Here is a 16,782-nt window from a genome sequence, read left to right as displayed (position 1 = left end):
TCAGTGATCCGTGAAATATGAGATATCGATAACTGGCAAAAATCCACCTGCAGAAATCATACTTTCGTAGAAAGTAACTGCTGCTTCGGCTGAAAATAATCCTTCCCCCACTCCGAACTTCAAAAGCCGAAGACTTCCCATTAGTCTATGATCGCCTAATAGGTGGGCTGCGCATTGCCTTGCTTTCCTGTCGTCGCAGCAAATCAATTCGTCCCCAAGCTCTGCGAGAGCCATGCATTCTGTCTCTCCGCTGCCTAAGGAGAATTCTTCTGATAACTCGAAGAAACGATCAAGAGGGACTAAATCTTCATCAATGAAGTCTATGAGCCCTTGCGAATGAAGATCGATTATCTCTGTCGCAGCGCCAGAATTACATTCACCAACCACTGCTGGCGATACCGACAGCCTGTAGTTCGATAATGACGCAACCAGCGCAAGGCAATTTGCGTTACTCAAGTTAATGATCGAGCATGCATCCAATAAGACATTCATTTCAAACGTCTCATTTGATGACTTGCAATCATTTCAGATATTGAAATGCCTAAGCGATCAGCAGCCCAGCCTGCGGAGATAGATCCTTCATCAAGCGCTGCAATAATCGCCTCGGCTAGCCAGCGACTGGTGAACTGAAAATCAGGATCCACTCGTGGCGGCAAACCAAGCTCATTTGCTCTTTTCTCGGGCGATCCGTGACGTTTGCGCAACTCGTCAGCGAGAGAAAAAGCCCCTCCGCTGGGCAACAACTCCAGATCTTCGCAACGCTTTGCTGCCACATCGAAACTGACACCAAAAAATCTAGCGAGTAGCAAAATCTCGATATCGCCGAGAGGTGCAGCGCTATCAATTTCGTACTGCGATCGTACGTATCCAAGAAATCGCAAAATTCCTTCTTCCGGGACAAGAATGCTGCCAGCAATCAGATCGACGAAGCGCTCATTACGACCCGATTTCTTATAGTTACCTATCTCAGACGCACCCTCAATTAATGCTTCCCCTTCTTTTACCTGCCCGGCAATGCAATGTCCTAATTCATGAGCTAAGGTAAAAAGCATTCTTGCTTTAAAACGAGGAGATACAAATATGAAAAGATAGTTCCCGGAAATCAAAGAAACGCCTTCAAAACGCGAATCTTTTAGCAAAGATATAATAACGCCATCAATACTCCCCACTTTTGAAAACAAATCTTCCAGCGGTGAGGCGCTATCCAATCCAAAATTCATCCGAAATTGCTCTGCAAGCAACTTGGCTCTGTGAGCAGACGGCTCGAATTCATTTTGGGGTAATATTTCCGGTAACTTACTTCTCGGAGGTAAAATCGCCAAAGCGGCGTCAACGAATTCAGTTACTCGTTCGACGGTAGGGTTATAATCAACCGTTGACCTCTTGGTTGATCGGAATTGCATCGACGTAGGCGAAATGCTTCGTTTAGAAATATTTGGCGAGAAATATCGAACTGGCAAACGAAGGCCAGCACTCAAGGCTCGAACTTCCGATAATTTAGCAGACCCGCCAGAATATAAAACGCGAACGCGCTCTACAGCCAGCTTAGATCGGCTAGCTATTTGCTCGGGGCTTAAGCCAACTGATTTCAAGGCTGATGAAATATTAGTCAATCTTGGCTACCCAGCAGCAGTTAATTTTATTCCTTCAAGCCAACCAACTACATCATTGACTTGCATAGAATCCAATTTGGACCAACGCCCAAATATATCAATCGGCCTGTTACCTTGCTTCCCAAAAAGATCACTCAGCTTATTGAGTGATTGCTTCCTTCCGAGCGCGACTTCATTGGCACTTTCCAGCGAAACTGGGTTAGTTCCAACAATAAAATTTTTTATTCTATTTTCAAAGGTATCAGATGGATGCGTATCAAGCTTGTGTTGCGATCCGTCCGCATCGACAATTATATTGCCTTTGACCAGCCCATCATTGCCAAGCCGCAATCGATTTTTTGGAAATCTCGTATAAGCTTCTAAAGTGGAGATTTTCTCTCCAACCTGCATACCGCCTATCACATATTGCTGAACGCCCGACGTACGACCCGAAACGACAAAGATGTAATCGCCTTGCTCTACAAAACGTCGGATGTTGGGCATACAAGCCCCAAGGCTTGGATCTTCGCCAAAAATCGGATCATTCAGGTTGTTCCGCAGCGCAGGGTCAGCCCCAGTGCTTGTGATATATATGTACCCCTTCATCTACCCTCACTCGGCTCGCTTTGATCGATGCAATTTCTTTAACTCAGAAATAGTGTCAACGAAAGGATTTGAAACGAGCAACTTGCGACGACCTTCCGCCCTAAACGTCTGCCCACAGTCACAAGTTCGCACATTTCGCGGACGAAATGCCGCGTCGCCGCGATCAAACTGCGCACGATGGCATGCAGGGCAGCGCACAGACTGAACCTTGTTGCGAAGGTAGGCCAACGTGTTTTGAGCCATGTAGTGGCGCAATTGATCCTCGTCCAAACGCAACCCATCAATCTCGACCAAATCGAAAGTGTCATCTAAGTCAGGCTTGCCTTTTAACCGTCCCTTCCAGCCATGAACGTGTATCCCCTCCTCTTCAAATAGGCGCGACGTCCAAAGTAATGCAGGATTAGAAGCCCAAATCTGCAATCCTCCTGGATAATCCGATTGAGCAATACTGATAGATTTCTTCGCCCGGCGGGGGCGCCGTTCGACCGGATTACCGAATTTAAACTGTACTGCCGATAAGGGATTTGAAACACTCCTATCATCTCTAACAAATATCTGATTGCAGCTATGACAGAGATGCCTCTTGTGGGGCTTTACTGCAAACCAATCAGAGTCTAAATGCGGCTCGCCGCACTTATCACAAAAAAGATGCTCAATTTTTCGCTTTAGAAATCGGCTTATATAAAATGCAATTGCAGTTTCTTTAGTTATTAATACTGCCTCTTCGCTAAGCAGATCCTTACGAACCACGACTTCCACGGCGTCATAGTTTCTATCTATTTCTTTTTTTCCACCGGGTGCGCGTCGCGCGTGAACGTGAACACCCATATCAACAGCGGCGCCAGTGGAATCGTAGACTGGTTCAACAGCACCCCACAAAGCGACCCCACCCGGATAACTGCTAGGGTCCAAAGCAAACCGCCGGATCTCAGAGATGGTACGGTAAGCCCCTTCGCAGCGATCAAGCTTTCCACCAAACCGCGCCGTAGCAGAAGAGTTATGCGACAAGCACCAATACTTCGGTCTTCCGCCATCAGGATGGGCGAAGCGATAAATATGGCAGTCGTCGCTATTAGACATTTTCATATCAGCGCTCTCCAAGCGCCACACAATTAACGGCAATTATTGAAAAGAAAATAAGATCTAATAATTTGTCTCGAAATGGGTCGTTAACGGGCCGTTTTCCGGGGCCATAACGAAATGTAGGGGCGGCGCCATTCAGCGCCGCCCCTAATTTCGATGAGCCTTTGCGATCCGAAGAAGGTCTATGCAGCAGCGCAGTACCGCTTCACCGTTGCTGGCGACAGGTTGAAATGCGTTGCCGTCCCTTGGATGCTTGCTTTGTTTTCGGCGCGCCAGAGGGCCACAGCCTTCGCATCGTTTGCCATTGGTCGCCCAAGGCTGGCCTTACCCCTATGGGTCTTGCCGGTTGCGGCAAGGGCAGCGCGAGCAGCTACTCGCCCAGCATCGCAGCGCTCTCTTATCCGGTTGCGCTCCATATCGGCAATCTGCGCGAGGACGGCGACGATCAGTTCACCAACGCCCTTACCGATTGCACCAAGTCCCAGGACTTCGACGGTTACGCCCTTCGCTATAAGGGTTCGGACGGTGGATTGAATATCGAGCGCGTCGCGACCTAGCCTGTCGATCGCTGCGATATGGACCACGTCCCCCTCGCGGGCATAAGCGAGCAGCGCTGCAAATCCGGGTCGGTCGGCGGCTGGAATTGCGCCGGAGACGCCTTCATCCAAAAACTCTTTATCGAAAGGCCCCGGTAGCGATGCCCGTTGCGCGTCGATGGTCTGATTGTCGGTGGAGCAACGTAGATAAACAAGCTTCGACATAACACCCCTTCGACTCGCTCATAAGATACCGATATATTATTGAGCTAGGTCATATATGCAAGAGGGTATCTTCTAAGCCGTCCAGAAGCGGATTTTGCGATGGGCTCATCACTTACAACTTTCGAGCCAACAGCAGATTAGGCATCCGTTGACCTATATCGACGATCATATTCCGAGGAGGCAGCGACATTACCAGCATAGGCATGGAGGGCAGGCACCGGCATCCACTTCCATCGCCAGCATGAGCATGGCGAAGGTCGTAGGAATAGCCATTGCGGCTGGCGTGATGATCGCCGCAGGGATTGTGGCGTTTGAAAAAGCCGAAGCTCGCAGTGACGCCCGCGCCGCTGCACTTGCCGCCCTACCGCTAGGCTATGAGTTCCGGGGTGCAATGAGGTCCGTAGGCTTGGCCTTGACCCCCTCTACAGCAATGAACCCGGATATTCCGTACATATGGATGGCGATGGCGATGGGATCGCCTGTGAGCGTTGCTGACGACTACCAGCAGCGGAACGTCGCCTTACAAAGATTTAATCCCAAAACTTGCCGAAAGGCCTACCGCCTATTGTGAACGCCATTCTTATCCTCGAAAACCAAGATAAGTGCGCGGCCTCGATCTGGATCGGTCTTGGAGGGAGGGGGATGAATGCTTTTGCTGTTTCTTGCCGCAGTCTTGGCCGATGCCAGCAGTCAAGCTGGGCATCAACATAGAGAGTTTTACGCCTCAAAGAGTCACAAAACGGGCTCTTATGCTCCCCCGACGCGGATTAGTAACGTTAGGCGTACCGATACCCCGGATCAGGCTTGCGGTACTCGGCGATACGGCAGTGACAAGGATTTGTGCGCGCAGTGGAAGGCGGCCGACGCGGCGTCTGACAGCGCGATATGGGCGCGCGCTGCCGGTTTACTCGGCATTGCCAGCTTCATAGGTACTGTATTGGCGGTCGGTCTCGCATTTCATTCCAACTGGATCGCGAGAGATACTGCTAGGCGTCAATTAAGAGCCTATCTAATGATAAGTTATGGAGGACATCGGAGAATAAAAGAGGGTAAGCCACTGGTAGTTCGTGTCGGGATCAAAAATGTCGGCCAAACCCCAGCTTTGCGTTTTTGGGGTAGTATCAACACGTATATCCGTCCGACAACCAATCCGCCGCGACCTATGGTAAAAATAAACGTAGACGACGCAGAGGGCGAGTTTCTAGGACCTACTAAATGCAATGAATTCAGAAACGAAGTTTCAAATGAACTGAGCCATGAAGATTATATGGCCTTAAAAAGCGGTGAAAAAGCAATTTTTACAGTGGGGCTCTTTCGATACAAAGATATATACGGATGCTGGCACCTGTTCGAAATAAACCTTCGCAATGATGAGGACTTGAAAATAAGAGGATTTATGTCTTTTGGTTCTGGTGTCCGAGAGCATCGAGCGAAGGCCGACAAACCGAGTGCATTAAATCTGAATTCCTCTGGTTGGAGAACGTGGATCGCCCGAAAGATATTGGGCCTGCCACCTCGCAAGCCGAAATGACGCTTGCCCTCTACGATTGCCTTCCAGCCGAGGATCAAGAAATCCGGAGGTCTGCACGGGCCATGCCCAACCTCGAATTTCTATTGAAAGGCCCGGCTCCCTTGTTCGCCTTACAGCAGGCGCTAGGACGCTCTTGATAGCAGACAGACAAAAGGGCAGTCAAAGAGGCAAAGATAGCTGGTCGCGGTCTGCGTCCCTTTGCCGGGATATGCCTTGCGCAACATGGTCCGCTAAACTGGAAACGGACTCCAACCGCACCCTGCGCGATGGTGCCGTAATGCCAACACGAACCCATCCGGGCGCAGACATGATAAGGTCTGCGATAAGCTCCGATGTGCTTGATGATGCCGACTCTAGCCATAGGGCATTTCTAGAACAAAAGAAGAACAAACGGCAAGGATGTTTACGTCTCCATGCCTATGTTGCCGGTCAGGCCTTGAAGGAGCGCAGTTGGGTCCAGCCCAAGCAAGGCAGCTACATCATAGAACTCTACGGCATCTAGGCGACGTTGCCCCCCTTCGTACCGTGACACAAATTGCTGGTGTCGGTTTAACCGGGCGGCAAGGGCCTCTTGCGTTAATCCAAGGCTTTTCCGCGCTGCTTTCAGCTTCGCCAATAGCTCCCGATAGCGAGGGTCATGAGCCTTATCGCCCCGTACTGTCGATTGCGCCTCCATCCGAAGGCTATTCGACCGGGTTGAAATTTATACAAAAAGTGTATGAAAGAGGTGGCTTACCAAGGGGGGAATCATATGCGCTTACGGAATGCTGTCGCGGCTGGTGCGACATTGCTCTCGATATGCGGGTGGGTATCCCCTGCGATCGCCGGACCTAAGGCTATCCAGCGCTATAAAGCCGTTGTCGAAGGCGAAGCCTTTAAGGTCATCCGATACGAAAACGGCACTGTCAAAATCGTAGATGGCGGCATGTTTGGTCCCAATTACAGCTTCAAACAGCGAGATCGAATGCGCCGGGCTGCCAAGCAGGCTACCGGTTGCGATGTTGACGATGACTTCGATCAGGACGGTAAGCTCATCGGCAAGCTGGTATGTGGAACGGCATCCGCATCATGAGTGAGGAAAGCGGCGGCAAGAAGCACACAGGCTGGTGGGACCGAATGTTTGACGATGGGTCCGCTGCCAAGTGGGGCTGCACAATTCCGCTTGGGGCAGGCGCAATCCTCCTTTTCGGCTACATCATCCACTCGAACCAACAAGCGGCGCTGCAAAGGGTCGCAGATGAACAAGTTGCTGCGGCTGAAAAGGCATCCCGTGGGCCTAACGAAATCGACACAGGCGCTATTTGCGACTTGGCGGTGAAGGGCGCTTTGGTATCGGAAGACTCATTCGATCCCGAATGGGGCGGCTCCTTCCATGCGGAAGGCGATATCGGAGTCATGTCGAGGAAGTTTGATTCCACCAACGCTTTGGGAGCGAAACTTACTTCGCGCTACACCTGCAAGTGGAATTCGAGGACCGACACTATCGTATCCCTTGAGGTTACCGACCCGTTCGGTGAAACGAAAAAGCTCAAATGAGGGTTGGCGGGATGCCCCTGCCGATGCGTGATTACCTACAAGACCGATGGAGATCAGATAGAGGTCAGTGAGAGGTTTTGATCGGTCAATGTGCGGCATGGGATGTCTTAGCCATATGGGTTAATGGCCATATCTTTGCGCTTCCACTCGCCGCCCCATAATTCCCGAAATTCACACCGGAATACCCAAGCCATTAAATCCCGCGCTTGAAGCCTTTCTTGCTCTTCAACGCATCGAAAATCTACCTACCCATCTGGAATATAGCTTAAATTGTCCGCTAAGCCCCGTACAGCGACTTTACACAACCTTAGGCTCGTTGCACCTTTCATAAGTAGAAAGCGCTGTACGGGCTCGATACGGGCTATTTGACTGTCAGAGTTGGGCATGTCCCCACATGCCGCTCAAAACAGGACGATAAAACCCTCTGTACAAGTTCTGCCTTCGATTTTGGAACGATGACGGCATCATGCAAAGGCAAAGCAGGGACGCCATAGCGTGTTGCCAATTCATGGATCGTATCCACCACGGCACTGCTTTCAAGGAATTGCAAATCTGCCCAAGTAATTGGATTTGAAGGCCAATCTTTCAGCAGGGTTAGCGATTCCAGGATTTTCCGCTGCGTCTTCCTGAACGGATAGTCCCTTTGAAGATCAGCGGGTCCGTTCTCATGATTACTCGTATACCGACGCTTTGCGGCTTCGGGCCAGCGGCTATGAAAGCCGGCATGCCCTAGGGTGATAGTTGCCCATATCTTGACGACCTTACGCGGTACGCCGGGAATGTCATAAGGATCGGCAGGCAACGGCACCCCCATTAAGGTGTGCAGGATGGTCAGATAGCTTGCCGAGATATCGACCTCCACCACGCTTTCGCCGTTGATGGTGATATCCTCCCGTCCAGTATACTCCTTGCGTTCAGGGCGGGCCACATGCGGCATCTGCTGATAGGATTTACCGAAGGCGTAGGAGTAGAGTCGCGCGCCCTTGTTCCAACGAAAATCAGGGTGATCGCCTTGGGCAAATATCCGGGTGAATGCGAAATGACACTCGGCAGGTTGGATATCCTGATCCGCCATGAAGGCGTTAATATCGTGGACCTGCTTCGCATACCGGGCAGCAGATTGATCGGATGGATCGAAGTCCATTTTGCCGCCCTTGTTCTTTTTCCGCTTTTTGTCCGTCCATGAGTCAGCCCGGAGTTGGATGGGCTCCCTAACCCGCTTGGGCTTGGGCAACATGGTGAAATGCGATGCCCAATCGGACAGCCTTATGCCGTACTGCTCGGCAAGGGTGATGAGCTTTGGTGTCGCCCGGAACCGCGTCGCAATGCCTTTGTCATGGATGTTCGTGGACTCTTTGAAGCCAGTGATGACTTCTAGATATCCGCTTTTCTTAAGGCCGATTTCAGCGGCTTTGAATGGACGGTATCCAACTGGACTATCTGTTAAGATATTATTTTTGAATGAATCTCTCCCCATAGACCGGAAGAGATAGCCCTCTGGCCTGATAGACGCTTCCTTTAGGAGAGCCGCTACAATCATCCCTAAGGTTTGATGGAATTGCATAGAGGGCTTCTTCCTACGCCCCATGTCAGGAGCAACCTCTTCCAATAGAAAAGAGATTAGAGAAGAGGATTCAATAGAGGTGTGGATAAATAATAGAGAAAGATACCCTGCCTCTATGATGAGGGGGTTGAAACTTAATATAGACATAAATGCAATAGAAATTCTAATAATATTGATATATAGGTATTATAGTATACGTGGTACACTTTCGCGTTACGTAAACAGATCATGGGGTGGAGGGCTTTCGCCAGCCCGAAGCCGCAGATAGCGCATCGATTTCGCAGCGCAACCGTTAGTGCATTACTTAGGGAACAGCTTCTTAAACTGACCTGTCTATATTTAGGTATGTTTAGGTAACTATATGAAATACAGTGATTTATAAATTTAACCCGGATAAAAATCCGTTTAAAATCTGGAAAAATTCACAAGTCGTCATAACGGTAGCGCCGGGAACCCTAGGGTTTTGGACGGGTCATCGAAGGTCGAAAACGCTCAATTTCAGCAATACATGAGCATTTTCTCAACGATCACGCTTACGGCACAGCCACAACGCTACCGCCGAGCCAGATGAGAAGGATAAACCCTCGGTTACCGCGACGGATAAAGGTGACTAAACGCCACACCTTCGAATTTCGCGGAGTTGATGATTTCAGACAAGCGCGCAGCAGTCCCCTGTCGTAGGGTCCCATATCCACTTGTGACGCTTGCCTGCTGATGCCCTAGCACAACCGCTATTTCGGAATCATGGTATCCTGCGAGGCGCAGTTGATCGGCCATTCCGTGACGAAATGAATGTGTTCCATGACCGTCCGCGCCTTCTTTGACACCGATCCTCGCAAGGTATGTCCGCCAAAAGCGTGAAGCTCGCCCATGTTGCTCGCGTTCATTCAACATAAGTTCGGGGAAAAGCCTTTGATCTCCTGATCCAAACGCGCGCTTCTGTTGATCCTGCGCAAACTCGACAAATCCGATCTTTTCCAAAATGGAATGCATCGGCGCAATGCGGCTTTTTCCGTTCTTCGTCCGCTGACCGGTTCGTTCTGAATGCCGGATATGAATGAACCAATGCCCTTCGTGGCATTCGACGTCATCAACGCGCAATTGGGCGATCTCGCCTATCCGAGCCCCTGTGAACAGGCAAATCAGCGGTATCCAAAAGCGCCAGTCGCGCGTGCTTTGGTTACCCCGTTTATGCTCTTGCCCATCCTCAGCGAAGCCGACGAACAACGGGCTTTTTAGCATCGCGTTCAACTGATCGACGGTAAAGGGTGGACGAGGGTTTTTCCGTTTATCAGCATCATAGCGAAGACCATCGCAAGGGTTACCCTCGGCATAACCTTCACGCTTCGCCCATACGAAGAAGGACGACAGGCCAGAGAGATTTTTGTTGACCGTAAGGAGGCTTGGCTTCTTCGCGCCAACCTTAGCTGCCACCTCTACCGCCTGCCTGAGCGACAATCCGCTAAAGTCCTTTCGCTTCCGATAACCTACCGGCACCGATGCCATAGCATTGCGCCATTCTCTTACTTCGATCGGCATCACCGAGCGAAGGTTGCGATCGGAACCGATAAACTCAACAAAGCTCGAAACCGCTATGCGGTCCTGTCGAAGTGTATCATCTCCTTTTTTGCCCTCAGAGCGTCGCTGAGCAGCATAAGTGTCGAATAGGTCCAAAATGCGCTCCCCTTGCTTTGCGCGCTCCTGACGCCTCGTAGAAAGCCCTCGGGTATGCTCACTAGGATGGAAATCGACGATAGGGTTTCGCAGGTTTTCAACTGCTTTGCGGAAAAGGTCCAAACCGCACAACGACAGTTGCTGGATGAGAAAGGCAAACTCGGGCGAAGCCTCCGGCAAGTCCCATTGCCGATGGTTGACCATCTTGATCGCTCGCTCCCTCCAATAGTTGTCTTCACCTGCCAATTGCCTACGGCATAGATCAAGGTATCTCCGTTCGAATTCATCTTGCATCTGCGCGAAGGCGTCAGGTCCGAGCTTAGCCTTAGCTCTGATGAGCGCTTCCAATCTGCGGCTGGACTCGTCGAAGCCAACCCAAAGCGCCGCATCTTCAATCTCCGCTTTGGTAGGCTGGTGCTTTGCTCCGCCGAGAATGCCAAGATCGTCATTGACAGCGCTTAGCTGAAAGACACGGATTTCCTCTCGCCAGCCCGCCAGAATTGGGAGCGCAAGGGCCTCCGCTTCCTTACGATGGGGAGTACCCAAGGACATGATAAATTCGCGCTTGCCGATAGCCTTTCGGAGAGGCTGGGGGACCATCATCCGGGCATAGTAATTTTGCGACCCACGCCGCTTATGAATGAGTTTTACGCGGCCCATAGACACCGCCGAGGAGAAGGATAACGTATCATAGGAACGCCGCATGCCACGAAACGGAACGGCGGAAAACCGCTAGTCCAAGGCATTCTGCGGGGTGAAGAACCGCAGTGCTACATCAACTTTTACCTCCTGTCTCCCCGACCAACTTCTAACGTCTCGCAGCAGCTCGTACCGCTCCCAATTGTCTCAAATTTCGAGTCATTTGCGAGCCAAGAAGCAGCCGTTCACGAAATCATGAGAACGGCTCCTGCCTTGCCAGGCTGGCGATTGCCACCGAGCAGTAGCCCAGTGCGCCTATAAGGTTCTACTGGGAATTAAATTACTATAATTTCTTGTCTTTTTCGGCTTCCGACTTGCCTGTAAGCTCGACTTGCACCTTGTGGATTGCGCCCGGAAACGGACCATTGGCCGCATAGTCCGTGGATACAGGCGCACCGGTGTCGATGCCGATGTCCATAGTCTCGCCCTGGCCCGCATCCTTGACGTCGGCATAATCGAGATGGCCGCACCCTGCCTCGGCACCATTCACGGTCATGCACATCGTACCGCCCGCTTTGCCGGCTCCGTCCGGAGTGAATGCGAACCCGATGTTCGAAGCGCCACGACCAAGGGCGATCTTGCCGACGATCTCGGCCTGATCCTGCGGGCGCTGCGTATAGGCCTGACGCACAACGGGCACGCCGTCGCGCAGATAGAACGCCCAACCGCCAAAGCGGCTGCCGCGCGCCAGGATCGGCGCGGTGGCGCGCTCGACGTCGAGCGTCACGTCGGCGGAGATGGTGAATGCACGGCTGCGGAAGCTGGGCGCCTGGTTCTCGCTGATGCTCAAGTTCCCGCCCCAGTACGCAAACGAGGTGCGCCCCGAGGCATAGTGGGCATGCGAGGCGCCGAGCCGCGACTTCGCGAGGTTGTCGTCGAGCGGCAGCACGTGGTTGCGCCGCGCCTCCTCCAGCCACAACGCCTGCATCTGCGCCAGCTTGGCGGGATTGGCGGTGGCCAGGTCGCGGGACTGGCTAAAGTCCCTGGCGAGATCGTAGAGTTCCCATTTGTAGTCGGTGTAGGGGTTGCCGCCGGGATTGCCCATTTCCCAGGGCATCCGGCGCGGGGTGGTGTTCGCCATCCAGCCGTCGGCGTAGATCGCGCGGTTGCCGAACATCTCGAAGTACTGGACCTTGTGCTGCTCGGGCGCGCGGGGATGGGTGAAGGTGTAGTCGAGGCTCACACCGTCGACCGGCTGTTGATCGATGCCGTTGACCTGGCGAGGGACCGGCAGGCGCACGGCTTCGAGGATGGTCGGGAAGATGTCGGTCACATGGGCGAACTGCGTGCGCACTGTCCCGGTATCGTTCAGGTGCCCCGGCCACGACACGACCATGCCGTTGCGGATGGCGCCGAGGTGCGAGGACAACTGCTTCATGTAGCGGAACGGCGTGCCCATCGCCCAGCCCCACCCGGCGGGATATAGCTCGATGGTGTCCGGCCCGCCCATCGTGTCGATCACCCCGGCCACTTCCTCGGCGCTCTGCTCGAAATCATGGCTCATGTGCTGGACCTGATTGAGCGTCCCGGTCGGTGCGCCCTCGCCGCTGGGGCCGTTGTCGCCCACGAGGTAGAGGACCATGGTGTTGTCGGACTGGCCCATGCGGTCGAGTTCGTCGAGGATGCGGCCGACCTGCGCGTCCTGATAGGCGATCATCGCCGCGAACACTTCCATGTAGCGGGCATAGACCCGCTTCTGCACGGGGGTAAGCGAGGACCACGCCGGGATTTCGGCCGGGCGCGGGGTCAGCGTGGCATTAGCCGGGATCACCCCTTCGCGCTTCTGGCGCTGGAAGTTCTCTTCGCGCAGCGAATCCCAGCCCCTGTCGAACCGGCCCTTGAAGCGGGCGATCCATTCGGGCGGGGCCTGGTGCGGCGCATGGGCACTGCCGGGCGCGAAGTAGGCGAAGAACGGACGGTCCGGGCCAGTCGCCTTCTGCTGGTGGATCCAGTGGATCGCGTCATCGGCCAGCGAGAAATCCAGCGTCTGGCCCTGCGGCAGCGCCGGTGCGTCGACCGAGAGGGTATTGCGATAGAGGCGCGGGTTCCACTGGTTGGTATCCCCGATCACGAACCCGTAGAAATAGTCGAAGCCCAGCCCGGTAGGCCAGTGGTCGAACGGGCCTGACAGCGAGGATTCCCACGAGGGAATGTTGTGGTGCTTGCCGAAGAAGGCGGTGTTGTAGCCGTTGTCGCGCAGCACTTCACCGATCGAAGCGGCGCTGCGCGGGATGATGGAACTGTAGCCCGGATAGCCCGACGCCACGTCGGTCACCGCGCCGCTGCCCACCGCATGGCTGTTGCGCCCGGTCAGCAGCGCCGCGCGGGTGGGCGAGCACATGCCGGTGGTGTGGAAGTTGTTGTACCGCACGCCCCGCTTGGCGAGGCGATCGAGATTGGGCGTGGGAATGGCGCCGCCGAACGCGGAGGTCGCCGCGAAGCCGACGTCGTCGGTCATGATCAGCAGGACATTGGGCGCCCCGGCCGGTGCGGCGACAGGCACCGGCCAGTCGGGACGCGATTCGGCAACGGTGGTCCCGGTAACGCCGCGAAACGGGCTGTCGACGATCGGCAATACTTCGCGCGAGCGGCCGTCAGGCGTGCTGGTCTGGATGTTCGACGCGGGTGCCACGGGTACGTTGGTCTGGGCACAGGCCGCGGCGACAATGCCGCAGCTTACGGTCAGGATCGCACTCGATCGCGCGAGTGCCTTGCGCAGAGATCCGTTGCCAAACATGCCTGCCTTCACTCCTTGTTGTCTCGTCCGGTGGGGCACCGCGCCTGCCGCGGCACGGCGCCCCCGTCAGGTCAGAACTTGAACTTCGCGCCGACCCGGAAGGCGCGGCCCACTTCGTCGAAGTAGGCAACATTGGTTACCGTCGTCGTCTGCGGCGCGATCGAGGGATCGGTGTCCAGCAGGTTGTTGACGACGCCGTAGATCTGCACCGAACCGTCATCGGTCAGGTCGTAGCGCAAGTTGAGGTTGAGGTAGAACCGCGAGGACACGGTATTGTCGTTGATATCGACGCCCTCGACGAAGAGGTTGTCGTACTTGCCCGCCCCCACGAAGCGCCCGACCAGCGAGCCGCCGACGCGGCCGTGCTGGTAGGCGATGGTCGAGTTGCCGGTCCAGCGCGCTACGCCCGCGCCGTTGAACTGGTTGGCAAGGTTGGTGACGACCGCGCCATTGCTCTGTTCGAACTTGTCCACGTACGTCAGCAGGTTGCGCCAGGAGAACCGGCCGCCCAGCAGATCGGTCGAATACGACAGCTCGAAATCGACGCCGGCGGTGGCGAACGAGGCGAGGTTGATCTGGTTGATGTTGATCTGCGAGATCGTACCACCCGAACGAACCACCAGGCCGCACAGGCTCTGGTCGCCGGCATAGCAGCGATCGACGATGTTCTGCGCCGTCAGGCTGGTGATGGCGTCGTTTATCTTGATGTCGTAGTAGTCGACGGAAAGCTGGACGCCATTGATCCAGGTCGGCGCGTAAGTGACGCCGGCGGTGAAGGTGTTGGCTTTCTCCGGCTTGAGCGCGGTGCTGCCCGAGGTCAGCGTGGGAATGAAGATCGAGGCATTGCCGTTCTGCGGGTCGGTCACGCTGGTGATGCGTGTAACGGACGAGGCGTAGAGTTCGGAGATGTTGGGCGCGCGAATGTCTCGCGATCGGGTGGCGCGCACCATCAGGCCCGACCCGATATCCCAGGTGCCGCCCAGCTTCCAGGTCACGTAGCCGCCACTGGTCGAATAGTCGGCGTAGCGGACCGCGCCGTTGAGGTCGATCGCCTTGGCAAACGGCAGGTCGCGCACGACCGGCAGTTCCATTTCGAGGTACGCCTCCCTGACGCTGTAGCGACCGTCGATCGGCTTGTAGTTGCCGGCCGCATAGGCGCCGGCGATCGAAGCGGCATCGGCGGTGGCGCTAGCTTGTTCGTGGCGGTATTCGGCGCCGAGCGATGCGGCCAGCGGGCCGGCCCACAGTTCCGCGACGGGGCCGGTGAAGTTCACCGCCGCGACGTGCTGCTGGGTGACGAGGTGATAGTACTGGTCGCCCGTCACGTATTCCTTGGCGGCGGTCGAATTGGTATCGCCGAACGGGTTGTAGGCGATGCAGCCGTTGCCCGGCGCCGTCAGGGTCGATCGGCACACCGCCTTGCCGGTGGCGGGGTCGATGACCGAATCTATGGCAGCCAGGTAGCGTGCATTGTTGCGCACGCCGTTGAAGCGGCCGACATAGTCGGTCTTGCCGTACTGATAGTAGGCGTCCCACTTCCAGGCGCCGATGCGGCCCTTGGCGTCGGTGACCGAGCGGTAGGTTTGTGTGGTGTTGTCGGACGTGTTCGGCCCGACGTCGAGCGACAGGCGCCCGAAGGCGAGCTTGGTCAGGCCCTTGGCATCCATTGCTGCCGCAAGCGCGGCGGGCAGGTATGCATTGTCGCGCTGGATCGTCAGCGTGCCGAAGTCGAATGGCGCGATCGCCTGTCCCGACGCGCGCGAACGGGCGTAGTAGAACGCGGTGCCGAACTCCAGCCCGTCGCCAGCGTCATAGTGGATGTCGCCGCTGGCCAACTGGCGCGAGATGCGCGGTGCGAGCGAGAAGTCGCTGAGGAAGCCCTGGCCAGCGCCGTCGCCGCCGATCATATACTGCGAACCGGCCAGCGTGCCCTGATTGAAGGGCACCGGGGTCCCATCGGCCGCGAACTGGATGCGGCGGGCGTCGGTGGTCCCGGTCAGGTCGCCGTAGGTCAGACCCGAGGTGACGAGACCGTAAGGCGTCATCGTCGAAGTGCGGACATGGTCGGAGATGATGCGCACCGGCAGGCCATTGGTGGCGCGCGCGGGATTGGTCAGGATGCCGTATTCGCGCCGCCCCCAGTCACGCGTATACATGCTGCCGATACCGTCGTTGTGGAACACCTCGACCGCGCCGGAGACGTGAAGACGGTCCTCCAGGAAGGCGGTGCCGCCATGCAGCGCGAAGCGATAGCCTTGCGCATCGCCCACTTGCGCCACATCGTACTGCGCATCACCTTCCAGGCCCGTGAAGTTCTTCTTGTAGATGAGGTTGACCACGCCCGCGACCGCATCCGAACCATAGACCGCCGAAGCGCCGCCGGTGACGACCTCCACCCGGTCGATCAGAAGCGTCGGGATCATGTTGATATCGACCTGGCCGGTGATCGCGGTGGACACGTGGCGCTTGCCGTCGACGAGCAGCAGCGTGCGGTTGCTTCCAAGGCCGCGCAGATCGAGGAAGTTCGTACCGGCCTGCGTCGCGGTGGAGCTGGTGCTGGCCGACGAGGTGGTGGCGCGGAACGAAGGCAGTTCATTGAGCGCATCGGCGACGTTGCTGGTCGCCCGGGCAGCGAGGTAGTCGCCGCCCAGTACGGTGAGCGGCGTGGGAGAAGATGCACCATCGCGGGCGATGCGGGTGCCGGTTACGACGATATCGCCGGCAGGCGCCGGGCTTTCGGCATCGGTTGCAGCGGACTGTGCCCCCACCGGCACTGCAACCTGCGCCGTCGCAGGACTGGCCAGAGCGACCGACAACGCAGCGAAACTGGCCGTGCAGCTCAGAACGTCGTACCTCAGATGCAATTTGGAAAGCATGATGTTTCCCCCCATTTGTCCAAGAGATGAATGCGCGCCTTGCCTCGCGCTGGCACCTTGAGCTCCGCCCCCGTTTTATTTCAGCATTGAACTATATAAGCCCGACGCCGGAGCGTCGGGCCT

General features: G+C 55.5%; 15 protein-coding genes. 4 read left to right on the top strand and 11 right to left on the bottom strand.

Annotation, left to right across the window (positions count from 1 at the left end; genetic code table 11):
- From ACYPYD_RS17870 to ACYPYD_RS17850, 5 genes are all read right to left on the bottom strand, one after another.
- On the bottom strand, window positions 1–492 hold the full coding sequence (locus tag ACYPYD_RS17870; RefSeq protein ID WP_459664568.1) for a hypothetical protein: 492 nt from the start codon (window positions 490–492) through the stop codon (window positions 1–3).
- Entirely contained in the window at window positions 489–1,613 is a 1,125-nt protein-coding gene (locus ACYPYD_RS17865) for an ImmA/IrrE family metallo-endopeptidase (protein WP_459664566.1), read from the bottom strand. The genes ACYPYD_RS17870 and ACYPYD_RS17865 overlap by 4 nt, the downstream gene beginning before the upstream one ends.
- 6 nt (window positions 1,614–1,619) lie before the next feature.
- The gene (locus tag ACYPYD_RS17860) at window positions 1,620–2,198 is read right to left on the bottom strand and encodes a hypothetical protein (RefSeq protein WP_459664564.1); all 579 of its coding nucleotides are present in this window, start codon (window positions 2,196–2,198) and stop codon (window positions 1,620–1,622) included.
- Between the two features lie 6 nt (window positions 2,199–2,204).
- Window positions 2,205–3,278 (bottom strand): hypothetical protein, encoded by a 1,074-nt coding sequence (locus tag ACYPYD_RS17855; RefSeq protein ID WP_459664562.1) that lies wholly within the window; start codon window positions 3,276–3,278, stop codon window positions 2,205–2,207.
- 185 nt (window positions 3,279–3,463) lie between these two features.
- The gene (locus ACYPYD_RS17850; protein ID WP_459664559.1) at window positions 3,464–4,042 is read right to left on the bottom strand and encodes a recombinase family protein; all 579 of its coding nucleotides are present in this window, start codon (window positions 4,040–4,042) and stop codon (window positions 3,464–3,466) included.
- A 148-nt stretch (window positions 4,043–4,190) separates the two neighbouring features.
- On the opposite strand from ACYPYD_RS17850, the gene ACYPYD_RS17845 reads away from it, so the two are divergent.
- Both ACYPYD_RS17845 and ACYPYD_RS17840 read left to right on the top strand, forming a co-directional pair.
- Window positions 4,191–4,613: a hypothetical protein gene (locus ACYPYD_RS17845; protein WP_459664556.1), complete on the top strand. Its 423-nt coding sequence runs from the start codon at window positions 4,191–4,193 to the stop codon at window positions 4,611–4,613.
- Between the two features lie 75 nt (window positions 4,614–4,688).
- Entirely contained in the window at window positions 4,689–5,573 is an 885-nt protein-coding gene (locus ACYPYD_RS17840) for a hypothetical protein (protein WP_459664554.1), read from the top strand.
- A 159-nt stretch (window positions 5,574–5,732) separates the two neighbouring features.
- On the opposite strand, the gene ACYPYD_RS17835 is transcribed toward ACYPYD_RS17840, so the two are convergent.
- Together ACYPYD_RS17835 and ACYPYD_RS17830 are read right to left on the bottom strand one after the other, a co-directional pair.
- Window positions 5,733–5,963 carry a DUF6771 family protein gene (locus tag ACYPYD_RS17835; RefSeq protein WP_459664551.1) on the bottom strand — a complete coding sequence of 77 codons (231 nt, stop codon included), beginning with the start codon at window positions 5,961–5,963 and terminating at the stop codon, window positions 5,733–5,735.
- A 13-nt stretch (window positions 5,964–5,976) separates the two neighbouring features.
- Window positions 5,977–6,249, bottom strand: a complete 273-nt coding sequence (locus ACYPYD_RS17830) for a helix-turn-helix domain-containing protein (protein ID WP_459664549.1) — start codon at window positions 6,247–6,249, stop codon at window positions 5,977–5,979.
- Window positions 6,250–6,291: 42 nt separating this feature from the next.
- Here ACYPYD_RS17830 and ACYPYD_RS17825 point away from each other — a divergent pair, with 42 nt between their 5' ends.
- Together ACYPYD_RS17825 and ACYPYD_RS17820 are read left to right on the top strand one after the other, a co-directional pair.
- A complete protein-coding gene (locus tag ACYPYD_RS17825; protein WP_459664547.1) occupies window positions 6,292–6,645 on the top strand; it encodes a hypothetical protein in 354 nt (117 codons plus the stop codon).
- The gene (locus tag ACYPYD_RS17820) at window positions 6,621–7,109 is read left to right on the top strand and encodes a hypothetical protein (RefSeq protein ID WP_459664546.1); all 489 of its coding nucleotides are present in this window, start codon (window positions 6,621–6,623) and stop codon (window positions 7,107–7,109) included. The genes ACYPYD_RS17825 and ACYPYD_RS17820 overlap by 25 nt, the downstream gene beginning before the upstream one ends.
- 361 nt (window positions 7,110–7,470) lie before the next feature.
- On the opposite strand, the gene ACYPYD_RS17815 is transcribed toward ACYPYD_RS17820, so the two are convergent.
- From ACYPYD_RS17815 to ACYPYD_RS17800, 4 genes are all read right to left on the bottom strand, one after another.
- Window positions 7,471–8,673 carry a hypothetical protein gene (locus ACYPYD_RS17815; protein WP_459664544.1) on the bottom strand — a complete coding sequence of 401 codons (1,203 nt, stop codon included), beginning with the start codon at window positions 8,671–8,673 and terminating at the stop codon, window positions 7,471–7,473.
- Between the two features lie 588 nt (window positions 8,674–9,261).
- Complete coding sequence (locus ACYPYD_RS17810) at window positions 9,262–11,052, bottom strand: tyrosine-type recombinase/integrase (RefSeq protein ID WP_459664543.1); 1,791 nt, start codon at window positions 11,050–11,052, stop codon at window positions 9,262–9,264.
- Window positions 11,053–11,329: 277 nt separating this feature from the next.
- Window positions 11,330–13,783, bottom strand: coding sequence for an arylsulfatase (locus ACYPYD_RS17805; protein WP_459664542.1), 2,454 nt, complete (start codon window positions 13,781–13,783; stop codon window positions 11,330–11,332).
- A gap of 71 nt (window positions 13,784–13,854) precedes the next feature.
- Window positions 13,855–16,659 carry a TonB-dependent receptor plug domain-containing protein gene (locus tag ACYPYD_RS17800; protein ID WP_459664540.1) on the bottom strand — a complete coding sequence of 935 codons (2,805 nt, stop codon included), beginning with the start codon at window positions 16,657–16,659 and terminating at the stop codon, window positions 13,855–13,857.
- Window positions 16,660–16,782: the final 123 nt, after the last annotated feature.

This window comes from Novosphingobium sp. 11B (genome assembly GCF_054589055.1).
This window is presented reverse-complemented; position numbering and strand designations above follow the sequence as displayed.